Genomic DNA, 19,895 nt, shown 5'->3' with positions numbered 1-19,895 from the left:
TGAAACATCACGAAAGCCCGGGCATACCTGCGGCTTTCCTCTCTAGTGCTGCGGCTCCAATCGCCTGGACCACAAGGGTTTTGCCATGCGCCTCGTCATCTTTGCCGCCGCCTTCGGTCTGGTTGCCTTTCATCTGGCCTTGATCTTTTCCGGTCTGGTGCCGAACCTGGTCAGCCGCCCTTTGCACCTGGCGCTGGCCTTGCCGTGGATCCTGTTGGCCGCAACGCAATCCCGCATGACGCGCCTCAGCGGCGCAGCTCTCGCCGTCGCAGGTGTCGGCGCGTGTCTTTGGGTGGCCTGGTCGCATGACGCGCTGTCCGATCAATACGGGTTTCTGGACAACCCCTTTCAGATGGCTATCGCTGTGACCCTTTTGGTCGTGGTGCTTGAGGCCGCGCGGCGCGCGATTGGCTGGCCGCTGCCGATGGTTGCGCTGACCGCCCTGCTTTACGGGCTGTTCGGGCAGTACATCCCCGGTGAATTTGGCCATTCCGGCACGCCGCTCCGCAGTTTTCTGGGCACGCTGACCATTGCCGAAGGCGGCATCTGGGGCAGTCTGACGGGCGTCTCCGTAAACGTTGTTGCGATTTTCGTGATCTTCGGCGCCGTGCTGAACGCCGGGGAGGCCGGGCAAGGCTTCATGAATGTCGCCTCTGCCGCCGCTGGTCGGCTCAAGGGCGGAGCGGCAAAAGTCTCCGTGCTCTCATCCGCTTTTTTCGGATCGATCTCCGGGTCCGCCTCCGCCAATGTCGCCTCCACCGGGGCGATCACCCTGCCTGCGATGACACGCCTGGGATATCCCAAGCGACTGGCCGCCGCAGTCGAGGCCGTGGCGTCCTCCGGCGGGCAGATCATGCCCCCGCTGATGGGCGCGGGTGCCTTTGTCATGGTCGAACTGACAGGCGTATCCTACACCTCCATCATGGCGGCGGCGCTGCTCCCGGCGGTGCTCTACTTTCTGGCCGTCTGGGTGGGTGTGGATGCCTATGCCGCGCGGGAAAACCTATCCGGCATCGACGCAAAGGATCAGCCCTCGACCCGGGATGTGATCATCACATCCGCGTTCTTTGCCGTGCCCTTTACCGTTCTGCTGGTGGGCATGTTCTGGATCAAGGTGACGCCACAATACGCCGCCAGCCTTGCCATCCTCACAAGCGTTCTGCTGCTGTTCTTCAACACGAAAGGTTTGGGATCGTGGCCGGAGACACGCGACCGGATCGAAACTGCGGCGCTGAATGCAGCACGGCAGGTGTCGATGATCGCCGCCATCATCATCTGCGCCTCTATCATCATCGGCGTTCTGTCAATCACCGGGTTGGGGGTCAAGATCACATCCCTGATCCTCTCGGGGTCAGGCGGCAGGTTGTGGCCTGCACTGTTACTGACGGCGCTCGCCTGCCTGATCCTCGGCATGGAAGTGCCCACCACCGCGGCCTATGTGATCTGCGTATCCGTGGCCGGACCGGCGCTGATCCAACTGGGGCTGGAACCGTTGCAGGCACATCTCTTTGTCTTCTGGTTCGCGCTTCTCTCGACCATCACACCCCCGGTCTGCGGTGCGGTATTCATCGCGGCGGGCATGATCGGGGAAAACTGGCTGAAAGTGGCGCTCACGGCCATGACTCTCGGCTTTGGCCTCTACATCATCCCGCTGGCGATGATTGCAAACCCGGCGCTGATCAAACTGCAATCCGTGCCGACACAAGCACTGTTGACGGCGGTCCAGATCGGATTTGGCCTGACGCTGATATCCTTCGCACTCATTGGCGCGCGATCCGGCATCTTGCGCGCCTGTTCTTTACTTGGCGGAGGGCTGATCATCTTCTTTCCGTTGTTGCTCTGACTGCCGGTGTCATTTCTGAACAATTGGTTTCCGCAGGCCCCTTTTCTTGCCTGAAATCTCACTGGCAGGATCAGCGCATTCTTTGGCACAGCCAAGGAATTGCCACATCCGCCCGAGGCTCATACCTCCATCTCAGAAAATAGGTGGAGACAGAGAAATGCACTCGATTCCAACCCCGGCGAACGGACCCTCACCCATTTTACCGGGAGCTCAGGCGGCTCAGGCTGTTCAAACGGCGCTCAGCAAAGGTACAGCACCCTTTGGATTGCCCGCCGCCATCATGCGCCAGCATGGCACAATGACCATGTTTTTCTACACCCCGGAGATCGAAGACCACCAGCCTGTGCATGAGCAGGACGAGGTCTATGTCGTAGTGCGCGGTCAGGGACATTTCGTCATCGGTGATCATGAAAATCTTCTGCACAGATTCCCATTCAAATCAGGCGATGCAATTTTCGTTCCTGCTGGCGCAATACACCGTTTCGAGGAATTTTCGACTGACTTTGCCACATGGGTCGTCATGTTCGGTCCGAAGGGGGGCGAAGCGCAAAAAGACAGTATGGCTGCCTTTGAGCAACAAGCGGATGCGCCGGAGGAAAGATAAGATCATTCTTATCAATAAAATCAATATCTTAATTTGTCATTGAGCCCCATATCTGGCTGCCATGTTGAACCGCCATAGCACTCTGGCTGCCAGATTTAAGAGCGCCTGCACCTGGCGCTCCCAATTTGACACGGACGATTGCTTTCCGCTGCTCAAAGCGGACAGAGAAGTTATGAGAGAGCCTGATCTATCGGCGCTCGATTATCCCTTCACAACCCGCAATCATGCATGCAACGTACAGATCATTTGCCAAGAAAATCCACGGCCTTCAGCTCGACATCCGCGAGCGTCTGCGCATCGAGAACCGCAAAAAATGCGTCCATCGCGCGGGTCAATACAGCTGGAAGCCGACAATCGCCCGTCAGCACGCATTGGTTGCCCGTGCGCATGCATTCGACGACGCCGAAGTCATTTTCAGTGTGACGCAAAAGCTTGCCCAGGTTGATCTTGCGCGGTGCAAGCGCCAGCCTGAGCCCCCCTGCACGCCCGCGCACCGGCTCAAGAAATCCATTTGTTGTCAGATTGTGCACGACTTTCATCAACTGTCCACGTGACGTGCCAAAGACAGAAACCATCTCGTCGATCGTGACAAGGCGATCGGTATGCGCTGCCGCGAACAAAAGCACGCGCAGCGAAATGTCCGAGAAGTTGGTTAATCGCATGATGATCTTCCCTGCATAGATGTAGTTGTCTTACATCTTTTTTCTGTCCGGTCATTGAAACTATGCATCTCTTCTCCTCATGGAGTGTTGGAAAATGGCTTTCCCGCCAACAGCTCTTGGCGGGATTGCATCATTTTTGGCACCGATGAACAAGCCAAATGACTGGGGCGTCCCCCTGTCGATGCCTAAACTGCGCCGGACGTGGAAAACGCTCGCGGGGAGACTTCGTGATCACATCACCTCTAGGCAGGCTCAGAATCGCGGGATGGGTTGAGGGCACAACCCTTATACTATTGCTGTTTTTGGCGGTGCCACTCAAATACTTTTCGGGCTCGGAAACACCGGTGTCTCTCCTCGGTCCGATACACGGTGGATGCTTTTCTCTCTACCTGATGCTGGCCTGCGCCACGATTTTTGATGGCACTTGGGAACGGCGTCATATCGCACGGGTTCTCGGGGCGGCAGTTCTACCTTTTGGCACCTTCGCAAATGATCCGTTTTTGGCGGCAAGGATGCGGGAGGCGACCGTTGGTTGAGATCATCAAGGCCCTGCACGTCACGGGTGTCATCCTGTGGATGTCCGCCATGCTGGCTGCACCCGCGCTTTTGCTGCTGACAGCCGGAAGCCCCGCCGCAAAGGGCACGCGATTGTATTTTCGCGTGGTGTCTGGCACCGGAATTTTTCTGACCTGGGGTTTCGGTCTCTGGTTGGTAACCACGACGGGACAGATCAAGGAGCCTTGGATGATCGCCAAACTTGTGATCGTCCTATTCCTGTCCGGGGCACAAGGTGCATTTGCCGCCCGGTTTCGCACGTCGGAAGACGCGACGAAAAGACACCAAATCGCCATTTCCGTACATAAAGCCATCGCTTTGATCGCCGGGCAAGCGACCCTGATTGCGTTTATTGCCATGCTGGTCTTGGTCAAACCAATTTAATGGCCGGTAGCGGGTCAATTGAAAGCTTGGCAAGGGCACAGACGAATGGAGCTGTCGTCCGACGCGCACCCGATTGCTTTGCCCAACCATCAGGCATTCTATTCGATTTTCGTCATATAGACCATTTGGCAGGGTGCATACAAACTGGTAGAATCCTGCCATGCGCAAAACGACTCGTATCTTCTTCGCGGTATTCGATGGATTTGAGCCTTTGGATCTTTCCGGGCCCGCCTGTGTCTTTCAGGCCGCCAATCTGCAAGCGGAGATGCCACTCTATGATGTGATCCCCATCACGCCGCGCGGGGGGCTGGTACGTGGCAGCGCGGGCTTTGCAATTGACAGCAAACCATCGTCAAATTTCTCATTCGGACAGGATGATTTTCTGATCGTGGTCGGCGCGGAACGCGATCCTCTATTTTCCGCTGCCGAAAACTCAACTTACGTGAGTTGGTTCGCCGACCTGGGGCGGCGTTGCGGGCGGGTCGGATCCGTATGCAGTGGGGCCTATGTTCTGGCCTGCTCCGGCCTCGCGGATGGCCACACGATTTCGTCTCACTGGGGTATCTGCGCCTTTCTGGCAGACCGGTTCCCAGCTGTCAGAGTAAACGGTGACAGCATCTACACCAAGGATAGCAATCTTTGGACGTCTGCAGGCGTCACCACCGGCATCGACATGGCCCTCGCAATTCTCGAGGAAGATCACGGCCCTCAGCTCAGCGCAGCGGTCGCCAAGCGAATGGTAGTTTTTTCACGCCGACAAGGTAATCAAAGCCAGTTCAGCTCGTTCTTGGAAGCACAATCCCGCGCCGCATCCCGCGAAGTGCGCGGTGCGGTTGAGTGGATGCTGGACAACCCCGCAAAAGACGTGAGCGTTGGCATGCTGGCAAGGATCGTTGGCATGACAGAACGCACATTTTACCGCAAATTCGAGGCGGCGATGGGTATTTCGCCAGCGAAATACCTGGAGCGCATGCGCCTTGATCTGGCCAAAACCCTCCTGGAAGAGGGGGTTGTGACCAAGGAGGTGGCAGGCCGGGTGGGGTTTCGTTCATATTCGGGATTCAGGGTGGCATTTCTGCGTACGTTCGGTCTGTCTCCAAGCGCGCACCAGCGGCTGCATGCACGGAGCTAAGATAGCACCTCCCTCAGACCACTTACGGCAACAAACACTCCGGCGTCACCCGGCGAGGTTGGGCGGTGTACTCCCGTTTCGCGCAGCCTCCAGTCCATAAGACAGTCCCCGCCCGATCCGGTCCGCAAGCGCCGAAATGTTCGCAGCACGATCTGCCGGCAACACATCAGAAGCCACCCGGCGAAAAAGGTCTAGCCAGATCGGGAAGTGCTCGATCTTTATCTCACTATTGGCGAGGTGCTTCATCATTGGATTACCACGATACCCTCGATCCATCAGCACGGCATTGCGCCAGAATGATGCGATCTTGGCCTCATGAAATTGCCAGGATAGCCGATCCTTTCCAATGGCGTTGATGAAAACCGGGCCAAGCACGGGGTGCACACGGATTTCCGCATAGAATGCTTTCATCAACTGGTCTATCTCGGCAGCAGTAATTGGAAAACGCTGCATCATATGTGATTGCGACGGTTTGGGGAGATCACTTGTCGGGTCTTGCATCGGTCCATCTTTCATATTGCCTATTAGATATATATTATTTATATATTAAATCATGAAATGACCAGAAGCAGACTTTCAGAAAATGAACACATGCGAAAGAATCCGACCGGATCGATCAACATCCGACCTTGCGACGGTTACGGCATGGCTTGCCAAGGGGTTTGACGACCTCAAGGACAGTCCCTCCGTGTGCATCACCCATGGTCTGCCTGTGGTTCTACTCTCATGGGCAACTCTTCTGGCGCTTTCAGGTTTCGGCATGTCCTGGATGATCCCCCCGACCGTTGCGGGCGCGCTTCTGATCGGTCCAATGACATCACTGGGTCTCTTCCGAATATCACGCCGCCGCCAAGGGCGCGGCGGTCAGGGTGTGGCCTCTCCGGGACAATTCGTCATCGTGGGCGCTGTGCTGGCTCTGCTGTTTCTGGGTTGGCTGCGGGCGGCAACGATCCTCTTTGCGCTTTACTACGGCCTGACGCCCTTTCCGGGCGCCGCTGAGGCGATGCTCCAAATGGCCACGACACCGCACGGTATTGCAGTCCTTGCGGGGGCATTGCTGGCAGGCGCAGTCTTTGCCGCCTTTGCCTTTGCCGTCTCGGCCTATTCGCTGCAGATGATGCTGGATCAGGAAATCGATGCCTTTTCCGCCATGGGCAGAAGCCTCTCGCATTGCGGAACGCATATCGCGCAATCGATGGTCTGGGGAACTATTATCGGCGTCGCCGCACTGACCATCCTTGTCACAGGCTTTCTGGCCGCCATCGTGCTATTCCCGCTGATGGGCTTTGCCAGCTGGCATGCATACAGCGAGCAGTTGGGCACCAAAGCGCTATAGCACTGCAGGGGCGGGTCGTGAGATAGTAACGTCAGACCAAGGCTGACATCAGGAATATGGAACACAATGAAACTTGAGCCCGGCGAAAACGGCTTCGTTATCGATGTGAACGATCTCGCGCCATTGCTGGAAATCGCGCCCGACGAAGTGCAGGATCTGATGCGCGCCAAGAAAATCTTCACCCAGTCCGAAACCGGTATCGATGAACATGCGGGCACGCAGCGCCTGACCTTTCGCTACAATGGCATCTCGGTACGGCTAACCGTGGACGACAACGGCCGCGTGTTAAAGCGCAGCAAAACGAAGGTACCGCGTGGCACCGGGCTCTATTCCTTCCTTGACGCGCCAGCTGCGCCCAAAGACGAGCGGGAATGATTCCGCCCGCGCTCGCTACTCAAGTTCATCTGGTTCAAAAATCCGGTACTTATTGCCTTCCGGGTCGGACAGTTGGCCGTCCCGAGTCAACCAGACAAAGATCAGCACACCGCAAATGCCCGACAAGATCGAGACCGGCACGAGGATCAACAAGGCATTCACGACCGAATCCTCTGCGCATTCAGCATTACTGCGATCGAGGATGACGCCATAAGAATTGCCGCGGCAAATGGTGTGATGAATCCGCAAAGCGCGAGCGGCAGCGACAGCAGATTGTAGATGGTGGAGAACGCAAGGTTCTGCCCAATGATCCGACGGCAGCTCCGCGACACTTCGAAAATCGGTATCAGCTTTGCAAGGCTTTCTCCGATGATAATGAAATCGGCAGCGTCCTGCGATATCGCGCTCCCATCTGAAAAGGAGACGGACACATCTGCCGCTGTGAGCGCCGGCGCGTCATTAATACCGTCGCCGACCATCGCGACAATGGTATCCGGCGACCCGCGCAAGCCATCGATGAAATCCGCCTTTGCAACTGGCTTGACATTGCCCTGCGCAGAAGTGATGCCGATCTCATCCGCGATGGTTTGAACCACATCATCACGATCTCCCGACTGGATGTGCAGATGCACACCAGCCCGCTGGAAATGGCAAACGGTGTCCGTTGTATCGTTGCTCAAAACTTCCATGAAAGGCACTTCGTATAGATCTCCAGATTTGGATTTGAAGAAGCTGGCAGTGATTGGCCCAGTGACCTGCAGGCCGAACATCTCTGCCGAGCCCAAAGCTGAGCCGTCCGCCCCGCGCAGCCCTTCCCCTGGCTTTTCCATAGCAGGGGTGATGCGATCGATCCGCGTCTCCCCAACCAGCGCGCGGGACAAAGGGTGCGCGCTGTTCGCTGCAAGCCCCGTCATCGCGCGCGCTACATCCGTCGGCAGACCGCGGCGGACAGTTTGAACCGGGCGCGTCAGGGTGCCGGTCTTATCAAACACGATATGGGACGCACGGGAAAACGCCTCCAAGGCGCGGCCGGAGCGCACCAGAACTCCTCGGTTCAGCAGTTGATTGGTTGCTCGCGCCACCGTCGCCGGGGTGGCCAGCCCAGCCGCACAGGGGCAGGTCACCACCAGCACCGCCACCGCGATCATCGTGGCCTCGGCGAGGGATGCGTCCAGCACGAAAAACCAAAGGGCAAAGCCGAAGATCGCACCGCCGATTACCATTGGCGCATAGGTTGCGGCAAACCGGTCGGCGAGGATCTGCGCCCGGCCCTTCCGGTCCTCGAAAACCCGCATCATCTGTGCCATCTGGCCCACCGATGCCGCCTCCCCAACCGCCGTGACGTTGATCTCCAGCGCCTGCTGCAAGACCTTGCTGCCCGCAAGGATCAGATCGTCCACCGCAACAGCCACCGCGTCGCTTTCACCGGTGATCAGACTGCGATCGATACGCCCGCCCGTCGACCGCAGCCGCCCGTCGACCGGCACGGTCTGACCCGGGCGCACCAGAATCCGGTCGCCGCACAGCAAATCGGCGGCAGAGACATCGACCAACCTGCCATCCGGTGCCAGCCTTGCAAAACGCCCAACCACGAGGGCCTGCAGGTTCCCTGCCGCGCCAAGGGTCTGACGCCGCACCTTCTGGTCCAGAACCCGGCCGATCAGCAACAGGAAAATCAGCGAGACCACCGCGTCGAAATACCCCTCTTCGGCCAGCCCGAGAGGGGCGAGAAAGCTGGCCGCGAGCGTGGCGAGAATTGCAAGGCTGATCGGCAGGTCCATGGACATCCGACCCTGTCGCAAATCCTTAAGTGCGGGGGTAAAGAACACCCGGCCCGCAAAACCGGTCACCCCGAGGGCCACAAGCGCCGAGGCCAGATGCATCGCCTGTCGCGTGGCGGGCCCCATGTCAAACCCGGCCCAGACCGAGACGGAAAAGGACATCACATTGGCCATGCCGAACCCGGCCACGGCCAGCGGGATCAACAGGGTCGGCTCTTGCCCGTCGCGCGCCGCCTCCGCCGATTGCACCGGAAACCCGGCATGCCCTGCTGCGTCGATCAGCACCGTTTCAGCAATGGCATCGGGGGCATAGTCCACCCGCAGCCGGTGCGTCGTGGCATTCACCACCACCTTCTGCACACCGTCCAGACCGGCCAGCTGCCGTTCCAGCCGCAGTGCACAGGCACCACATTTCAGGTTCTTTACCACGCCGTGAAAACATGCGCCCTGCCCGCTCATTTCGCACTGAGCCCCAGATGCGGCGCCTCGATCACCTGCCCTTCGAATGCCTCCAACGCCACGATGATGTGCCCGGCCTTCAGTACGCCGTAACACAGCAGCAGCACCAACACGCCGCCCAAGGCGATACGCTGTGCCCGCCGTTCGCGCTTAGCTGCCCTGCGCATCTGCCGCTCCGATCAGATAATCCGCCAGTTCCTCGATCTGGCGATCGTTCAGCCTGCTTTCCCAGGCGGGCATAACCCCCTGCCGACCCGCGTGCAGGGTCTCCAGGATCGCGTCCGTACCGCCCCCGTAGATCCAATGCGCGTCGTCCAGCACCGGCACGCCAGAGCCCGCGATGCCGCTGCCGCGCGCGCCGTGGCAGGCGCTGCAGTTCTCGTCGAAAGCCACGGCAGCCGCACTTTCATGATCCGGTGCCGGGCCGGAGAGACTTGCGACATAGTCAGAAATCGCCTCCAGCTCGGCTCGTGGCAGCATCCCGTCGCGCCCAAAGGCCGGCATCTCGCTGTAGCGCGTGTCGGGATGGTCCGTGTTGATGCCGTAGCGGATGGTCGCAATGATCTCCTCACGCGTGCCGGACCAGAGCCACGCCGCATCGATCAGGTTGGGAAATCCGGTCTGACCGGCCAGGTCATAGCCGTGGCAGGCGGCGCAGTTATCCGCGAACAGGATGCTGCCAAGCGGGCGCGCACCCGCCTGCGCCGAGGCCTGCTGGCGCAGTGCTTTGGCCTCTTCGACACCTTCCAGAACCGTTGTACGTGACGAATACCCCAGCACCCCGGGCCAGATGTCCCGCACTCCCGGCCAGCTGGGCAGCAGCACCCACATCAGGACCGAGATCAGGATGGTCAGGATGTAGGACAGCTTGAAAATCCGCGGCACCGGATTGCGGAACTCGGTAATGCCATCCCATTCGTGATCGGTGGTTTCGGGAGTTTTTTCCTTGGGCTCAGTCATCGCGGCACGCCTCGTCCTGCAGCGGCCACTGCGCCGCCTCCGCATAGGTCTTCCTGCGCCGCGGCCAATAGACCCAAACGGTTGCGATCAGGAAAAACACCAGCAGGTAGATCGCGCCATATGTCTTTGAAAAGACAAGCACAGTATCATGTGTCATCGGGCAATCTCCTGCGGATCGAGCGCGTCGAAATCCACCAGCGTGCCGAGCATCTGGAGGTAGGCGACCAGCGCATCCATCTCCGTCAAGCGCTCCGGTTGGCCATCGAAATCACGCACCTGAACGTTCTCGCCGTAAAGGGTGCGCAACTCGTCCTCGTACTGCGCATCCCGGTCCGCCTGCCACGCGGCATGGCGCGGGGCCTCCCGCACCTGCCCCGGGCTGTAGGGATCGCCCGCGAGGCGCAGCGACCGCAACGCGCTTTCCAGATAGGCCGGGCTCAACCGCGTCTCGCTGAGAAAGGCGTAGGGCGGCATCACCGACCCCGGCACAAGGGCCGTAGGATCCTGCAGATGCGCCACGTGCCACGCGTCGGAGTATTTCAATCCAACCCGCGCCAGATCAGGCCCGGTGCGTTTCGAGCCCCATTGGAACGGGCGGTCATACATGCTCTCAGCCGCAAGGCTGAAATGTCCGTAGCGTTCCACGTCCGAGCGCAGGGTGCGGATCATCTGGCTGTGGCAGGCATAGCAACCTTCGCGCACATAGATATCGCGCCCGGCCAGTTCCAGCGGCGTGTAGGGCCGCATGCCCTCGACCTCCTCGACGGTGTTTTCAATGGTGAAAAGCGGCGCGATTTCCACCAGCCCGCCAAGCGAAGCCACGAAGAGGATCGCAAGAGCAAAGCCGATGGAATGCCGTTCCAGTTTTGCATGGGCGTTCTGCATGGTTCACTCCGCGGCCACTACCTCAGGGGTGACCTTTGCAGGGCCCCGGATGGTCAGGTAGATGTTCCACGCACCAATCCCGGCGCCGATCAGGTAGAGCAACCCACCGATGGCCCGGATCACGTAGTAGGGGTGCATTGCGATCACGGTGTCCATGAAGGAATAGACGAAATACCCCTGCGCATCGTAGGTCTGCCACATCAGCGATTGGGTGATGCCGCTGTTCCACATCGACACGACGTAGAGAAACGTGCCCGCCAGCGCCAACCAGAAGTGCCAGGCCTCGAGCCGCTGCGAATAGGTGCCGTCGCGCTGCCAGACCCAGGGCACCATCTTGTAAAAGGCGCCGAAACTGACAAAGGCGACCCAGCCCAGCGCGCCCGCGTGCACATGCCCCACGGTCCAGTCGGTGTAATGGCTCAGCGTGTTCACCGGCTTGATGGCCAGAAACGAGCCCTCGAAGGTGGCCAGCCCGTAGAACAGCACCGCCACCATCATGAAGCGCACCGCCGGATCGGTGCGCACCTTGTCCCAGGCACCGTTCAGCGTGAAAATCCCGTTGAAGACAGAGGCCCAGCTCGGCACCAGCAGGATGATCGACATGGTCATGCCCAGCACCTGCACCCAATCCGGCAGGGCGGTGTAATGCAGGTGGTGCGACCCCGCCCAGAGGTAGAGGAAGGTGATCCCCCAGAACCCCACGATCGACATGCGGTAGGAATAGATCGGCCGCCCCGCCGCCTTGGGCAGGAAATAGTAAAGCATACCCAGAAAGCCCGCGGTCAGCAGGAAACCAACGGCGTTGTGCCCGTACCACCACTGGGTCATCGCATCCTGCACCCCGGTGAACAGCGCATAGCTCTTGGGGTAAGCAAAGGACAGCGGCACCGCGAGGTTGTTGACCACATGCAGCATCGCGATCACCACGATGAAAGCCATGTAGTACCAGTTGGCGACGTAGATATGCGCCTCCACCCGCCGGGCCAGCGTGCCGAGGTAGACACCGAAATACCCCAGCCAGGTGATCAGCAGCACCAGATCGGCATACCACTCGGGCTCGGCATACTCGCGCGACTGGGTGATCCCCGCGGGATAGCCGGTCACCGCCATCAGCACGAAGAGATTGAAAAACCCCACCACCAGCTCCGGCCCGATCTCGCCGAAAAGCCGCGCGCGCGACGTCCGCTGCACCACGTAGAATGAGGTGGCGATCAGAGCGTTGCCGCCAAAGCCGAAGACCACCGCCGTGGTGTGCACCGGGCGGATGCGGCCAAAATTCAGCGCGCCCGCCTCGCCGTTCAGTTGCGGAAAGGCCAGCTGCCAAGCCAGCAGGTCACCCACACTGAAGCCCAACAATGCCCAGAATCCGGCGGCGATGACGGCCCATTTGATCGGACGATCATTGTATCCCTTCTGCATTGCGGGCGTCCCATCTTCGAACCGATCCAGCAAGGCTTTGGCGCCGATCACAACGGCGACCACGATCATCCAACCATGTAAGGCGAACATTTCGTCCCGTGCGAAGCCTAGAATCGCGATTCCCAGGAAACCTGCCAAAGACAGAGCAACAAGCGCGAAGCTGCGTTCAATCGTTAGGGTCATCGTTCGCTTCCGGTGCTTTTCGTAAGAATTCAATGTGGAAAACAGCGTCCTCGGAGAGGGCAACGCGATGCCGAAGCATTGGAGCCACCAGGTATTCCTCCCCGGACGAGAGTTCATGCATCCGTTCGACGTCATCATCCACGACATGCAGGGAAATCCTGCCGTCCGTGACGTGAACACGTGCCCAGACACCTTCTTTTGTCGCGTGATCCCTTAGCAGGCCTGACGGGACATCAGACGCCGTGAACGGCGGTGTTTCGCGGTACTTCTGCAATCCTTCAGGCACGGGACTTCGCTTTTCCGGCTGTAGCGCGTTGGCGCGATCGGGTTGCTTTTGTAGCCGCCATACCGACCCAAGTCAGAAGGGCGATTTTTGCAATATCCATTGCAACGTAAATCAGATGCAGGTGATCCTCGGCCCTCTGACCGGTTTCGAAAAAACGGTCTGTTCCCAGATGCAGTGCCGGCGCGACAAACAGGTGCTGGCACGCGAAGACTATAGCTGGTGCCAACAACATCGGATTGCGCGCGCGCCCTTGTAACAAGGCACTGAACAGCAGCGTCAAACAGAACGCCAATTCGACGATTCCCAGCCATTCAAACTGTGCCCGACCGATGCGCACAGCATCCTGAAAATCAACGTCGGCAACGCTAAATTTGGCTGGTGCAACCACGATGGAGCCGCCAAGTACTAGCCCTGCCCACAGCAGACAGGTCATGCGAGAGAGATTGCTTGTCATTTTCAGATACGCCTTGGATTGCATGACAACGATTTGACTTAAGTGATGACATCTCTTTAAAATATATTTTATATATTTCTTATGTGACATCCCGTCTCAGGGCACGGACAGGGAACCGGCGTTTGATCAAGCTCTGAGTGAGATGGTCGGCTTTACCGCGCGGCAAAGCGATTTGGAGAGTACACGCCTAAATCGATGTTTGGAGAACGCCCGGTGAGCACTTCCGCAATCAGGCGGCCGGTTTTGGGGCCACCAGTAAGCCCAATGTGGTGATGTCCAAAGGCAGTCATCACACCGCTTTGTCCGATTTCACCGATCAGCGGCAGACTGTCTGCGGGTGCGGGCCGATGACCCATCCATTCCTCTTCCCGGGTGTGATTCAGAGCCGGGTAAGCTTCTTTCACTTTGCGGCGCAGCAGGGCAAAAGGTGCGCTGGACGGACCCGCCGCCAGCCCGCCAAACTCCACGACCCCGGCGCAGCGCAGACCCGCCGCCATCGGGGTTGCCACGAACTTGCCACTGGCCACCATGGTCGGTGCACGCGGGCCATTCTCTGCCCCTTCAAAGACAATGTGATACCCCCGTTCGCTTTCCAGCGGCACGGCGATACCGAGTTTGCGCATGAGCGGTTTGGACCACACCCCGGTTGCCAAAACAGCAGTGTCGCATGGCATACGTCCGTCCTTTGTGAGCACCGCCGTGATCCGCCCGCCCGCGAGGTCGAAATCCAACACCTCCGTAGTGACGACCTTGCCGCCCAGCCTGCGGAATTCCTCGGCCAGCGCAGCCACATACGCCCCCGGATCGCGGATAAATCCGTGATCCTTCATTGTGGCCAGACATCCAATAGCGGACGAGAGGTTCGGCTCCCTGTCCTGGACCCCGGCTCCTTCCGACAGGATCGGCTGAAAGCCCGCAGCCTTGCGCAACGCCCAGGTGTAGCCATCCGCGTCGAAGGCCGCGCGGCTCGCATAGGCGAAATGGTAATCGCTGTCCGCAACCCAATGCGCCGCACCGGTCTGATCGGTCAGCGCCTTATGCTGTTCGACCGCGTCAGCAACGATGGGCGTCAGGTCCCGCGCAATCCTGCGGGTATCCGCACTATTCGCATTGCCAAGATACTTCATCAGCCAAGGCACCAGCTTTGGCAAATACGCCCACCGCAGGAACAGCGGAAAATCCCGGTTCAGAAGCATCCCCGGCGCCTTGCTGATCAGGCCCGGTCCCGTGACCGGCACCATTGAGCAGGCCGCCAGCACACCTGCGTTGCCGTATGACGTGCCCTGACCCGGCGCTGCGCGATCGACGAGCGTGACGTCCGCCCCGAACCGTCGCAACCAGATGCCGGTGGACACCCCAACGATACCCGCCCCAATGACGATGACCTGTTGCGACATTGCTCCTCCCACCAAATGCGGATCACCTTGCCCGCCGGGTGTCCGGGGTCAATTGGTTTCTGCATCAAATAGACGGAATAGTGGTCGCTGACTGACGCTCAATCGCATTGGTTGTGGTCAGAAAGTCCACTAGGGATGCGGGACCTTGCATGCTATGCCAAGAGTGTCTGAGGCCTAGTGTGGAGATGTTACATGAGTATTCAGTCAGGCGGTAAAACCATCTACGGCGCGACGGTAGGCATCTTGATGCTGGAAACCCGCTTTCCCCGCATTCCCGGCGATATTGGCAATGCGTTCACATGGCCTTTCCCCGTTCACTACCGTGTCGTGGACGGTGCAACACCTGACCGGATCGTGCTGCAGGACGCGCGCGCCATGCGCGACGCTTTCATTAATGAAGGGCGGGCGCTGGTGCGCATGGGCTGCGATGGGATTGTGACAAACTGTGGTTTTCTGTCGGTGTTGCAGAATGATCTTAAGGCCGAACTGGAGGTGCCCGTCGCCAGTTCGGCGCTCATGCAGGTACCGATGATTGCCCAGACCCTGCCGCCAGGCCAGCGGGTGGGTGTTTTGACCATCGCAAAGGACAGCCTGACCCCCGATCACCTCTATTGCGCAGGCGTGCCGCCCGACACGCCAATCATGGGAACGGACGGCGGGCGCTGTTTTTCGCAAGCAATTCTGACGGATCAGCCGGAAATCGATTTCGAGTTGTGCCGTCTGGATATGCTGGAGGCGGCGCAGGCACTTGTCCGCGAATATGAGGGGATAGGCGCCATTGTATTGGAATGTACCAACATGGTCCCTTATGCGCGCGATATCAGGCGCATGACCGGGTTGCCGGTCTATTCCATCTACACGCTGGTCACCTGGTTTCAGGCCGCTCTCCTGCCCCGCACCTTCCCGGCAGAACTGGATGACCCGCGCCACGTCTAAGCTGAAAAAGCGCCTTCTGCAGCATAAGCCGATCCAGTGCGGGTTGCCAGAAAGGCAGCGAGAGGGACATCTTCCTGTTTCAGAAAACCGGCACGGGGCAAGCTGCCATCGCGCACCATTTCAATCACCCCCACCACCGATGATGCCGTTGTCCAGGCGATGGCTGTACGCCGCCGCCCCGCCAGATCAATGGGTTTGTACCCACGCACGAACTCACGCCGGGCCAGTTTGCCTTCGATCATGCCTTCGGCAGAGACGTGTACATAGACAATGTCATCCTCCACTGGTGGTTTCGCGTGCACGAGGATTTCACCCGCCACTACGCGCCGGTCCCGCATCAGCAGTTCGTGAAAAAAGAAATTCATCAAATCCACATGTCCGGGGTAGCGCATGGTCTTATAATCAATGTTGGGTACGCGCCCGAGATAGGTTTCGCACATCGTGCCAAGTCCGCCGGAGGTGGTGAAGGCTTCCAGTTCCGTCCCGTCGATGTAGAGCTTTTCGATCCATTCCATCGGTGAGACGGATTTGATCTGCCCGTCTTCCAGCACTTCGCAATCGTTGAGGTATTCATTGACCACGCCTTCGGGGGACCAGTTGAAGGAATACCCCATCAGGCCGGTCGGGTGCTGCGGCAAGGCCCCCACGCGCATCTTGCAGGCGCGGCAATCGTCAAACTGGCCGATCAGATCAGCGCCGACAATCCCCACGAACCCCGGTGCCAGTCCACATTGCGGGGCCATCAAACCTTTGGAAGTCTTGGATAACTCCAGAATGGCCTTGGTGGTCGGGACATCCTCCGTCAGGTCGAAATAGTGTAGGTCGGCTGCATGCGCGGCCTCTGCAATGCCGGTATTCAAATGATAGGGCAGACAGGAGAGCACGGCCTCCGCCCCTTGCAGAGCCGCGGAGAACTGCACCGGATCGGAGAGGTCACACACCTGGGTTTCGAATGGCAAGTGATCGGATTTCCCAAGCGCGTCTATGCCGGTGACGGCAAAACCCGCCTCATGCAAAAGCTCGCCCGCCAAGGTGCCGACCTTGCCCATCCCCAAGACTACGATGCGTTCCATACCATCCCCTTTTGAAACTCGCGCGGCGACTCGTCTGCGCCGGTCAGCCCATGCAAATCGCCTTCGACGCGAAGGTGCAATCGAGATCTTCGCCACCAACGAAATATCGCCGCGCAAGGGTCAGAAAGCTCGTTGGATGATGTCACCTTGTTACAAAACGACGCCGCAGCTCTGCGTTCTGGGACAGCATTATCGCCTCTTCAGCCAGTATATGCTCCAGCATCACCTTGCGTGCATCTCCGGGGGATCCCTCACGCAATGCGATCAACAGGCGTTTGCGGCATGACCCTCCCTTGCGCCAGAGCGCTGCTGCGGCATGCTCCGCACCGCCTCGACAAACTGTAAGCTCCGACAGAACGGTCGTCAGAAAACCAATCACGAAGCCCAACAACTCATTTTGCGCGAAAGAGGCCAGCCGCACATGAAACTCAAGCGATCCGATGTGGTATGCACGCTCATCTTCCGTAGTGTGCGGCGGGTTGGGGAATCGCTCGGAAAGCTGTTCCAACTCGGTCAATTGATCCTCGTTTAAACACCCCGAGAGAGAGGCCACCAATTCAGGTTCCAGCAAGCGGCGTAACTGGTATACCTCTACAAGCTTTACATCCTTAAAATAGAAGTAGTTGCCCAGCAATGAGCGCGCCCGCTCCGCTGAAGGCTCCGCAACAAAACTACCGCCCCCCGGACCTGTGCGGGTCTCAACCAATCCCTGCGCCTCCAGGATGCGCATTGCCTCTCGAATGGTGCTCTTGGCCATCCCGAAGCTGTTGATCATTTCGGACTCTGCTGGCAGGCGATCACCGCGCTTGAGATCCCGCGCCATGACCAGATCTTTGATCGTATCGGCAACACGCATTGGACGGCTGCGCCGCGAAGCGGGTTGCGGAGAGCGAGGTGGAGACGGGAGCATTGTGGAAGCTTTCTGAAATCGGTCAGCACTGCATTTCTACAACGCAAAATGAGGAGATTGAACATAATCCAAAAAAATATTCGGCCTTGAAACGAAAATATTCAACCGGCGTCACAACACAGCAGTGCTTAGGACACAAAAGCTGACCAACGAGATTCAGGCCGACCGCAATCTAAACTAGAAAAATGTGCCGTTTTAGTGTGAAGTGGTCGGTATTTTACAAAGTCATTTAAATAGTGCCGGAGGATTATCATGGCAACCGACAGTGCGCAGCAACGCAAAACCTTATTGACAGCAACCTGTTTCATCATTGGCGCGATCATCGTCTATCACGCGATGACGCATGCAACACAGTTCCCTGGTGAGGGCGCACGCCTTTTGTTGGTGCCCGTTTTTCTGGGATGCCTGTATGGCATTTATCACATCTGGCGCGACGAGCAGGAAGGCTGGTGGATTTTCACCGGGCTTAGTGTCGTTGCGGGTCTCTGGTCCGTCTATGCCCTCGATCTCCCCTGGTCGCGTCAGCTGTGGTTCATTCTTGTCTTTCCCGCGATCTTCCGGGTTTTTTACGGCGGCATGAAGAAAAGCCGCCGTGTAGAGCTGGCAAAGCGGCGCATTCTTGGATGGATCGGGAACAAGGCGATGGGATTGCTGAACGTGCAGTGGATCGTCGATCTGATCGCGAAAATCCCACCGCTTGACGCATTGATCAACCGCATTGTCATCAACCGCATCGTCAATCAGGTACGCAACCGGCCGCATCCCTTCTCCACCAGGAGCGATTACACGTCCTGGTCCAGTCTGACAGATACGGAATGGAGCGCCCGTCATCTTGGCCCGTCCCCCATCGACCCTGAAAGCCTGCCGCCATGGGATGACATCCAACATCTGTTTGCGCGGACGGGGGACACGCAACGCCTCTGTCCGAAATCGACCTGCCTTTTCCCCTCCTTCGCGCAGTATCTGACGGACGGGTTTATCCGCACCACAACGGATGAAAAGGACCCCGACCGCCTGAAACGAAACACCTCGAACCACAATATCGACCTTTGCCCTCTCTACGGACGGACGGCGGCACAGACGGCGGCCTTACGGGTCACCTCCCCGGCGCCGGAGGATCGCGGCAAGTTGAAAAGCCAGGTGCTGGACGGCGAGGAGTTTGCGCCCTTCCTCTTCGACGGCGATGACATCAAGCAGGAGTTCGACATCCTCGACAAACCCCTCGGCCTGGACAACCTGAACGCGGCAATAAAATCAGGCACGCCGGAAGTGGCCGCACGGGTACGCGAGAAACGCGGCAGGCTTTTCGCCTTTGGCGGCGACCGGGCAAATTCGGTGCCGCAAACGGCGATGATCAACACGGTGCTTTTGCGCGAACATAACCGGCTTGCATGTGAGCTTGGGAAGCGCAACCCAGCCTGGGACGATGACCGGGTGTTCGAGACGGCACGCAACATCGTCGTCGTGCAATTCATCAAGATCGTGGTTGAAGATTACATCAACCACATTGCGCCCACCGCCTTCCGGATCAAGGCGGACCCAAAGGCGGCCTGGGGCGCGAAATGGAACCGGCCCAATTGGATCACAACGGAATTCAGCCTGCTCTACCGCTGGCACGCGCTGATCCCTGATCAGATCACTTGGGGCGAGACAGCGCATAAGGTCAGCCCATCCTACTTCATGGAAAACAAGCCACTGATCGACATCGGGCTGGGGCGCGCCTTTGAGGACATGAGCGCACAATCTGCGGGCGAAGTTGGCCCCCGCAACACCACCAAATCACTGATGCATGTGGAGGAAGCCTCTGTCGCACAGGGTCGCTTCTGCCGCCTGCGCCCCTTCACGGACTATCTGGAGTACCTGCAGCGCCTGCCGATCACCGAGATGTCGCAGATCAGTTCGAACCGGGGCGTTGCGAAACTGCTCCAAGACACATACGGCGACGTGAACCGGGTCGATTTCTTTGTAGGCCTGTTTTGCGAAGACCGGGTCAAGAACGCCCCGCTGCCGCAGACAATCCTGTCCTTCGTGGCCCTTGACGCCTTTTCGCAGGCCCTGACAAATCCACTTCTGTCGGAGCACGTCTTCACGCCCCCCGAAGACCCGACACAGGAGCACCCCACCTTTTCCAAATATGGCTGGGAGCAGATTGCCGCCTGCGGGTCGATGCGTGACCTGGTGCTGCGCAACATCCCCGCGCCGGAAAACCTCGGGTTTGTGGGCATGACCCAGACCGGGTGGGTCCGGGAGTAACGCACGGG

Annotated in this window: 23 protein-coding genes; 9 read left to right on the top strand and 14 right to left on the bottom strand. The window is 58.8% G+C overall.

The features are described from left to right. Positions 1-85: 85 nt before the first annotated feature. Together Q1A52_RS17285 and Q1A52_RS17280 are read left to right on the top strand one after the other, a co-directional pair. Complete coding sequence (locus Q1A52_RS17285) at positions 86-1,843, top strand: TRAP transporter fused permease subunit (protein ID WP_300018178.1); 1,758 nt, start codon at positions 86-88, stop codon at positions 1,841-1,843. 298 nt (positions 1,844-2,141) lie between these two features. Next, positions 2,142-2,447: a cupin domain-containing protein gene (locus Q1A52_RS17280; protein WP_300018175.1), complete on the top strand. Its 306-nt coding sequence runs from the start codon at positions 2,142-2,144 to the stop codon at positions 2,445-2,447. 242 nt (positions 2,448-2,689) lie between these two features. Here Q1A52_RS17280 and Q1A52_RS17275 read toward each other — a convergent pair whose 3' ends face one another. Continuing rightward, complete coding sequence (locus Q1A52_RS17275; RefSeq protein ID WP_300018172.1) at positions 2,690-3,109, bottom strand: Rrf2 family transcriptional regulator; 420 nt, start codon at positions 3,107-3,109, stop codon at positions 2,690-2,692. Positions 3,110-3,336: 227 nt separating this feature from the next. Here Q1A52_RS17275 and Q1A52_RS17270 point away from each other — a divergent pair, with 227 nt between their 5' ends. From Q1A52_RS17270 to Q1A52_RS17260, 3 genes are all read left to right on the top strand, one after another. After that, on the top strand, positions 3,337-3,645 hold the full coding sequence (locus Q1A52_RS17270; protein ID WP_300018170.1) for a DUF3817 domain-containing protein: 309 nt from the start codon (positions 3,337-3,339) through the stop codon (positions 3,643-3,645). Further along, positions 3,638-4,048 carry a CopD family protein gene (locus Q1A52_RS17265; RefSeq protein WP_300018167.1) on the top strand — a complete coding sequence of 137 codons (411 nt, stop codon included), beginning with the start codon at positions 3,638-3,640 and terminating at the stop codon, positions 4,046-4,048. The genes Q1A52_RS17270 and Q1A52_RS17265 overlap by 8 nt, the downstream gene beginning before the upstream one ends. 160 nt (positions 4,049-4,208) lie before the next feature. Continuing rightward, a complete protein-coding gene (locus tag Q1A52_RS17260; RefSeq protein WP_300018164.1) occupies positions 4,209-5,180 on the top strand; it encodes a GlxA family transcriptional regulator in 972 nt (323 codons plus the stop codon). Positions 5,181-5,225: 45 nt separating this feature from the next. On the opposite strand, the gene Q1A52_RS17255 is transcribed toward Q1A52_RS17260, so the two are convergent. Continuing rightward, positions 5,226-5,696 (bottom strand): group III truncated hemoglobin, encoded by a 471-nt coding sequence (locus tag Q1A52_RS17255; RefSeq protein WP_300018162.1) that lies wholly within the window; start codon positions 5,694-5,696, stop codon positions 5,226-5,228. A 67-nt stretch (positions 5,697-5,763) separates the two neighbouring features. Between Q1A52_RS17255 and Q1A52_RS17250 the strand changes: the two genes are divergently transcribed. Together Q1A52_RS17250 and Q1A52_RS17245 are read left to right on the top strand one after the other, a co-directional pair. After that, positions 5,764-6,516, top strand: coding sequence for a DUF2189 domain-containing protein (locus tag Q1A52_RS17250; RefSeq protein WP_300018157.1), 753 nt, complete (start codon positions 5,764-5,766; stop codon positions 6,514-6,516). A gap of 66 nt (positions 6,517-6,582) precedes the next feature. After that, the gene (locus Q1A52_RS17245) at positions 6,583-6,891 is read left to right on the top strand and encodes a DUF6522 family protein (RefSeq protein WP_300018154.1); all 309 of its coding nucleotides are present in this window, start codon (positions 6,583-6,585) and stop codon (positions 6,889-6,891) included. Between the two features lie 15 nt (positions 6,892-6,906). Here the strand turns inward: Q1A52_RS17245 and ccoS are convergent, their stop codons facing one another. The 10 genes from ccoS to Q1A52_RS17195 form a co-directional block, all read right to left on the bottom strand. Continuing rightward, positions 6,907-7,053 carry a cbb3-type cytochrome oxidase assembly protein CcoS gene (gene ccoS / locus Q1A52_RS17240; RefSeq protein WP_300018151.1) on the bottom strand — a complete coding sequence of 49 codons (147 nt, stop codon included), beginning with the start codon at positions 7,051-7,053 and terminating at the stop codon, positions 6,907-6,909. Continuing rightward, positions 7,050-9,101 (bottom strand): cation-translocating P-type ATPase, encoded by a 2,052-nt coding sequence (locus tag Q1A52_RS17235; RefSeq protein WP_300018147.1) that lies wholly within the window; start codon positions 9,099-9,101, stop codon positions 7,050-7,052. Before Q1A52_RS17235 ends, ccoS begins: the two co-directional genes overlap by 4 nt. A gap of 26 nt (positions 9,102-9,127) precedes the next feature. Beyond that, positions 9,128-9,298, bottom strand: a complete 171-nt coding sequence (locus Q1A52_RS17230; protein ID WP_300018143.1) for a hypothetical protein — start codon at positions 9,296-9,298, stop codon at positions 9,128-9,130. After that, complete coding sequence (ccoP, locus tag Q1A52_RS17225) at positions 9,282-10,091, bottom strand: cytochrome-c oxidase, cbb3-type subunit III (RefSeq protein WP_300018140.1); 810 nt, start codon at positions 10,089-10,091, stop codon at positions 9,282-9,284. Before ccoP ends, Q1A52_RS17230 begins: the two co-directional genes overlap by 17 nt. Then, entirely contained in the window at positions 10,084-10,248 is a 165-nt protein-coding gene (locus Q1A52_RS17220) for a cbb3-type cytochrome c oxidase subunit 3 (protein WP_300018136.1), read from the bottom strand. Before Q1A52_RS17220 ends, ccoP begins: the two co-directional genes overlap by 8 nt. After that, entirely contained in the window at positions 10,245-10,976 is a 732-nt protein-coding gene (ccoO, locus tag Q1A52_RS17215) for a cytochrome-c oxidase, cbb3-type subunit II (protein ID WP_300018133.1), read from the bottom strand. Before ccoO ends, Q1A52_RS17220 begins: the two co-directional genes overlap by 4 nt. 3 nt (positions 10,977-10,979) lie before the next feature. Then, positions 10,980-12,578 carry a cytochrome-c oxidase, cbb3-type subunit I gene (ccoN, locus tag Q1A52_RS17210; RefSeq protein ID WP_300018130.1) on the bottom strand — a complete coding sequence of 533 codons (1,599 nt, stop codon included), beginning with the start codon at positions 12,576-12,578 and terminating at the stop codon, positions 10,980-10,982. Beyond that, positions 12,562-12,864, bottom strand: coding sequence for a DUF1971 domain-containing protein (locus Q1A52_RS17205; RefSeq protein WP_300018127.1), 303 nt, complete (start codon positions 12,862-12,864; stop codon positions 12,562-12,564). The genes ccoN and Q1A52_RS17205 overlap by 17 nt, the downstream gene beginning before the upstream one ends. Next, positions 12,857-13,408, bottom strand: a complete 552-nt coding sequence (locus Q1A52_RS17200) for a hypothetical protein (protein ID WP_300018124.1) — start codon at positions 13,406-13,408, stop codon at positions 12,857-12,859. Before Q1A52_RS17200 ends, Q1A52_RS17205 begins: the two co-directional genes overlap by 8 nt. Positions 13,409-13,470: 62 nt before the next feature. Further along, complete coding sequence (locus Q1A52_RS17195) at positions 13,471-14,715, bottom strand: FAD-binding oxidoreductase (protein ID WP_300018121.1); 1,245 nt, start codon at positions 14,713-14,715, stop codon at positions 13,471-13,473. Between the two features lie 198 nt (positions 14,716-14,913). On the opposite strand from Q1A52_RS17195, the gene Q1A52_RS17190 reads away from it, so the two are divergent. Continuing rightward, a complete protein-coding gene (locus tag Q1A52_RS17190; RefSeq protein WP_300018584.1) occupies positions 14,914-15,651 on the top strand; it encodes an aspartate/glutamate racemase family protein in 738 nt (245 codons plus the stop codon). Here Q1A52_RS17190 and Q1A52_RS17185 read toward each other — a convergent pair. Continuing rightward, positions 15,648-16,724 carry a saccharopine dehydrogenase C-terminal domain-containing protein gene (locus Q1A52_RS17185; RefSeq protein WP_300018118.1) on the bottom strand — a complete coding sequence of 359 codons (1,077 nt, stop codon included), beginning with the start codon at positions 16,722-16,724 and terminating at the stop codon, positions 15,648-15,650. The two genes, Q1A52_RS17190 and Q1A52_RS17185, sit on opposite strands and share 4 nt — an antisense overlap. A 142-nt stretch (positions 16,725-16,866) precedes the next feature. Beyond that, positions 16,867-17,580: a FadR/GntR family transcriptional regulator gene (locus Q1A52_RS17180; RefSeq protein WP_299828213.1), complete on the bottom strand. Its 714-nt coding sequence runs from the start codon at positions 17,578-17,580 to the stop codon at positions 16,867-16,869. Positions 17,581-17,886: 306 nt separating this feature from the next. Here Q1A52_RS17180 and Q1A52_RS17175 point away from each other — a divergent pair, with 306 nt between their 5' ends. Beyond that, positions 17,887-19,887, top strand: coding sequence for a peroxidase family protein (locus Q1A52_RS17175; RefSeq protein ID WP_300018115.1), 2,001 nt, complete (start codon positions 17,887-17,889; stop codon positions 19,885-19,887). Positions 19,888-19,895: the final 8 nt, after the last annotated feature.

It is taken from the genome of uncultured Roseobacter sp. (assembly GCF_947488185.1).
Lineage (GTDB): Bacteria > Pseudomonadota > Alphaproteobacteria > Rhodobacterales > Rhodobacteraceae > Roseobacter.
This window is presented reverse-complemented; position numbering and strand designations above follow the sequence as displayed.

What these genes read in the sequence shown, in the direction of transcription:
- Q1A52_RS17285 (WP_300018178.1), top strand. Translation starts at nt 86, where the DNA reads ATGCGCCTCGTCATCTTTGCCGCCGCCTTCGGTCTGGTTGCCTTTCAT.
- Q1A52_RS17280 (WP_300018175.1), top strand. Translation starts at nt 2,142, where the DNA reads ATGACCATGTTTTTCTACACCCCGGAGATCGAAGACCACCAGCCTGTG.
- Q1A52_RS17275 (WP_300018172.1), bottom strand. Translation starts at nt 3,109, where the DNA reads ATGCGATTAACCAACTTCTCGGACATTTCGCTGCGCGTGCTTTTGTTC.
- Q1A52_RS17260 (WP_300018164.1), top strand. Translation starts at nt 4,209, where the DNA reads ATGCGCAAAACGACTCGTATCTTCTTCGCGGTATTCGATGGATTTGAG.
- Q1A52_RS17255 (WP_300018162.1), bottom strand. Translation starts at nt 5,696, where the DNA reads ATGAAAGATGGACCGATGCAAGACCCGACAAGTGATCTCCCCAAACCG.
- Q1A52_RS17250 (WP_300018157.1), top strand. Translation starts at nt 5,764, where the DNA reads ATGAACACATGCGAAAGAATCCGACCGGATCGATCAACATCCGACCTT.
- Q1A52_RS17245 (WP_300018154.1), top strand. Translation starts at nt 6,583, where the DNA reads ATGAAACTTGAGCCCGGCGAAAACGGCTTCGTTATCGATGTGAACGAT.
- Q1A52_RS17230 (WP_300018143.1), bottom strand. Translation starts at nt 9,298, where the DNA reads ATGCGCAGGGCAGCTAAGCGCGAACGGCGGGCACAGCGTATCGCCTTG.
- ccoP (WP_300018140.1), bottom strand. Translation starts at nt 10,091, where the DNA reads ATGACTGAGCCCAAGGAAAAAACTCCCGAAACCACCGATCACGAATGG.
- Q1A52_RS17220 (WP_300018136.1), bottom strand. Translation starts at nt 10,248, where the DNA reads ATGACACATGATACTGTGCTTGTCTTTTCAAAGACATATGGCGCGATC.
- ccoO (WP_300018133.1), bottom strand. Translation starts at nt 10,976, where the DNA reads ATGCAGAACGCCCATGCAAAACTGGAACGGCATTCCATCGGCTTTGCT.
- ccoN (WP_300018130.1), bottom strand. Translation starts at nt 12,578, where the DNA reads ATGACCCTAACGATTGAACGCAGCTTCGCGCTTGTTGCTCTGTCTTTG.
- Q1A52_RS17200 (WP_300018124.1), bottom strand. Translation starts at nt 13,408, where the DNA reads ATGTCACATAAGAAATATATAAAATATATTTTAAAGAGATGTCATCAC.
- Q1A52_RS17195 (WP_300018121.1), bottom strand. Translation starts at nt 14,715, where the DNA reads ATGTCGCAACAGGTCATCGTCATTGGGGCGGGTATCGTTGGGGTGTCC.
- Q1A52_RS17185 (WP_300018118.1), bottom strand. Translation starts at nt 16,724, where the DNA reads ATGGAACGCATCGTAGTCTTGGGGATGGGCAAGGTCGGCACCTTGGCG.
- Q1A52_RS17180 (WP_299828213.1), bottom strand. Translation starts at nt 17,580, where the DNA reads ATGCGTGTTGCCGATACGATCAAAGATCTGGTCATGGCGCGGGATCTC.
- Q1A52_RS17175 (WP_300018115.1), top strand. Translation starts at nt 17,887, where the DNA reads ATGGCAACCGACAGTGCGCAGCAACGCAAAACCTTATTGACAGCAACC.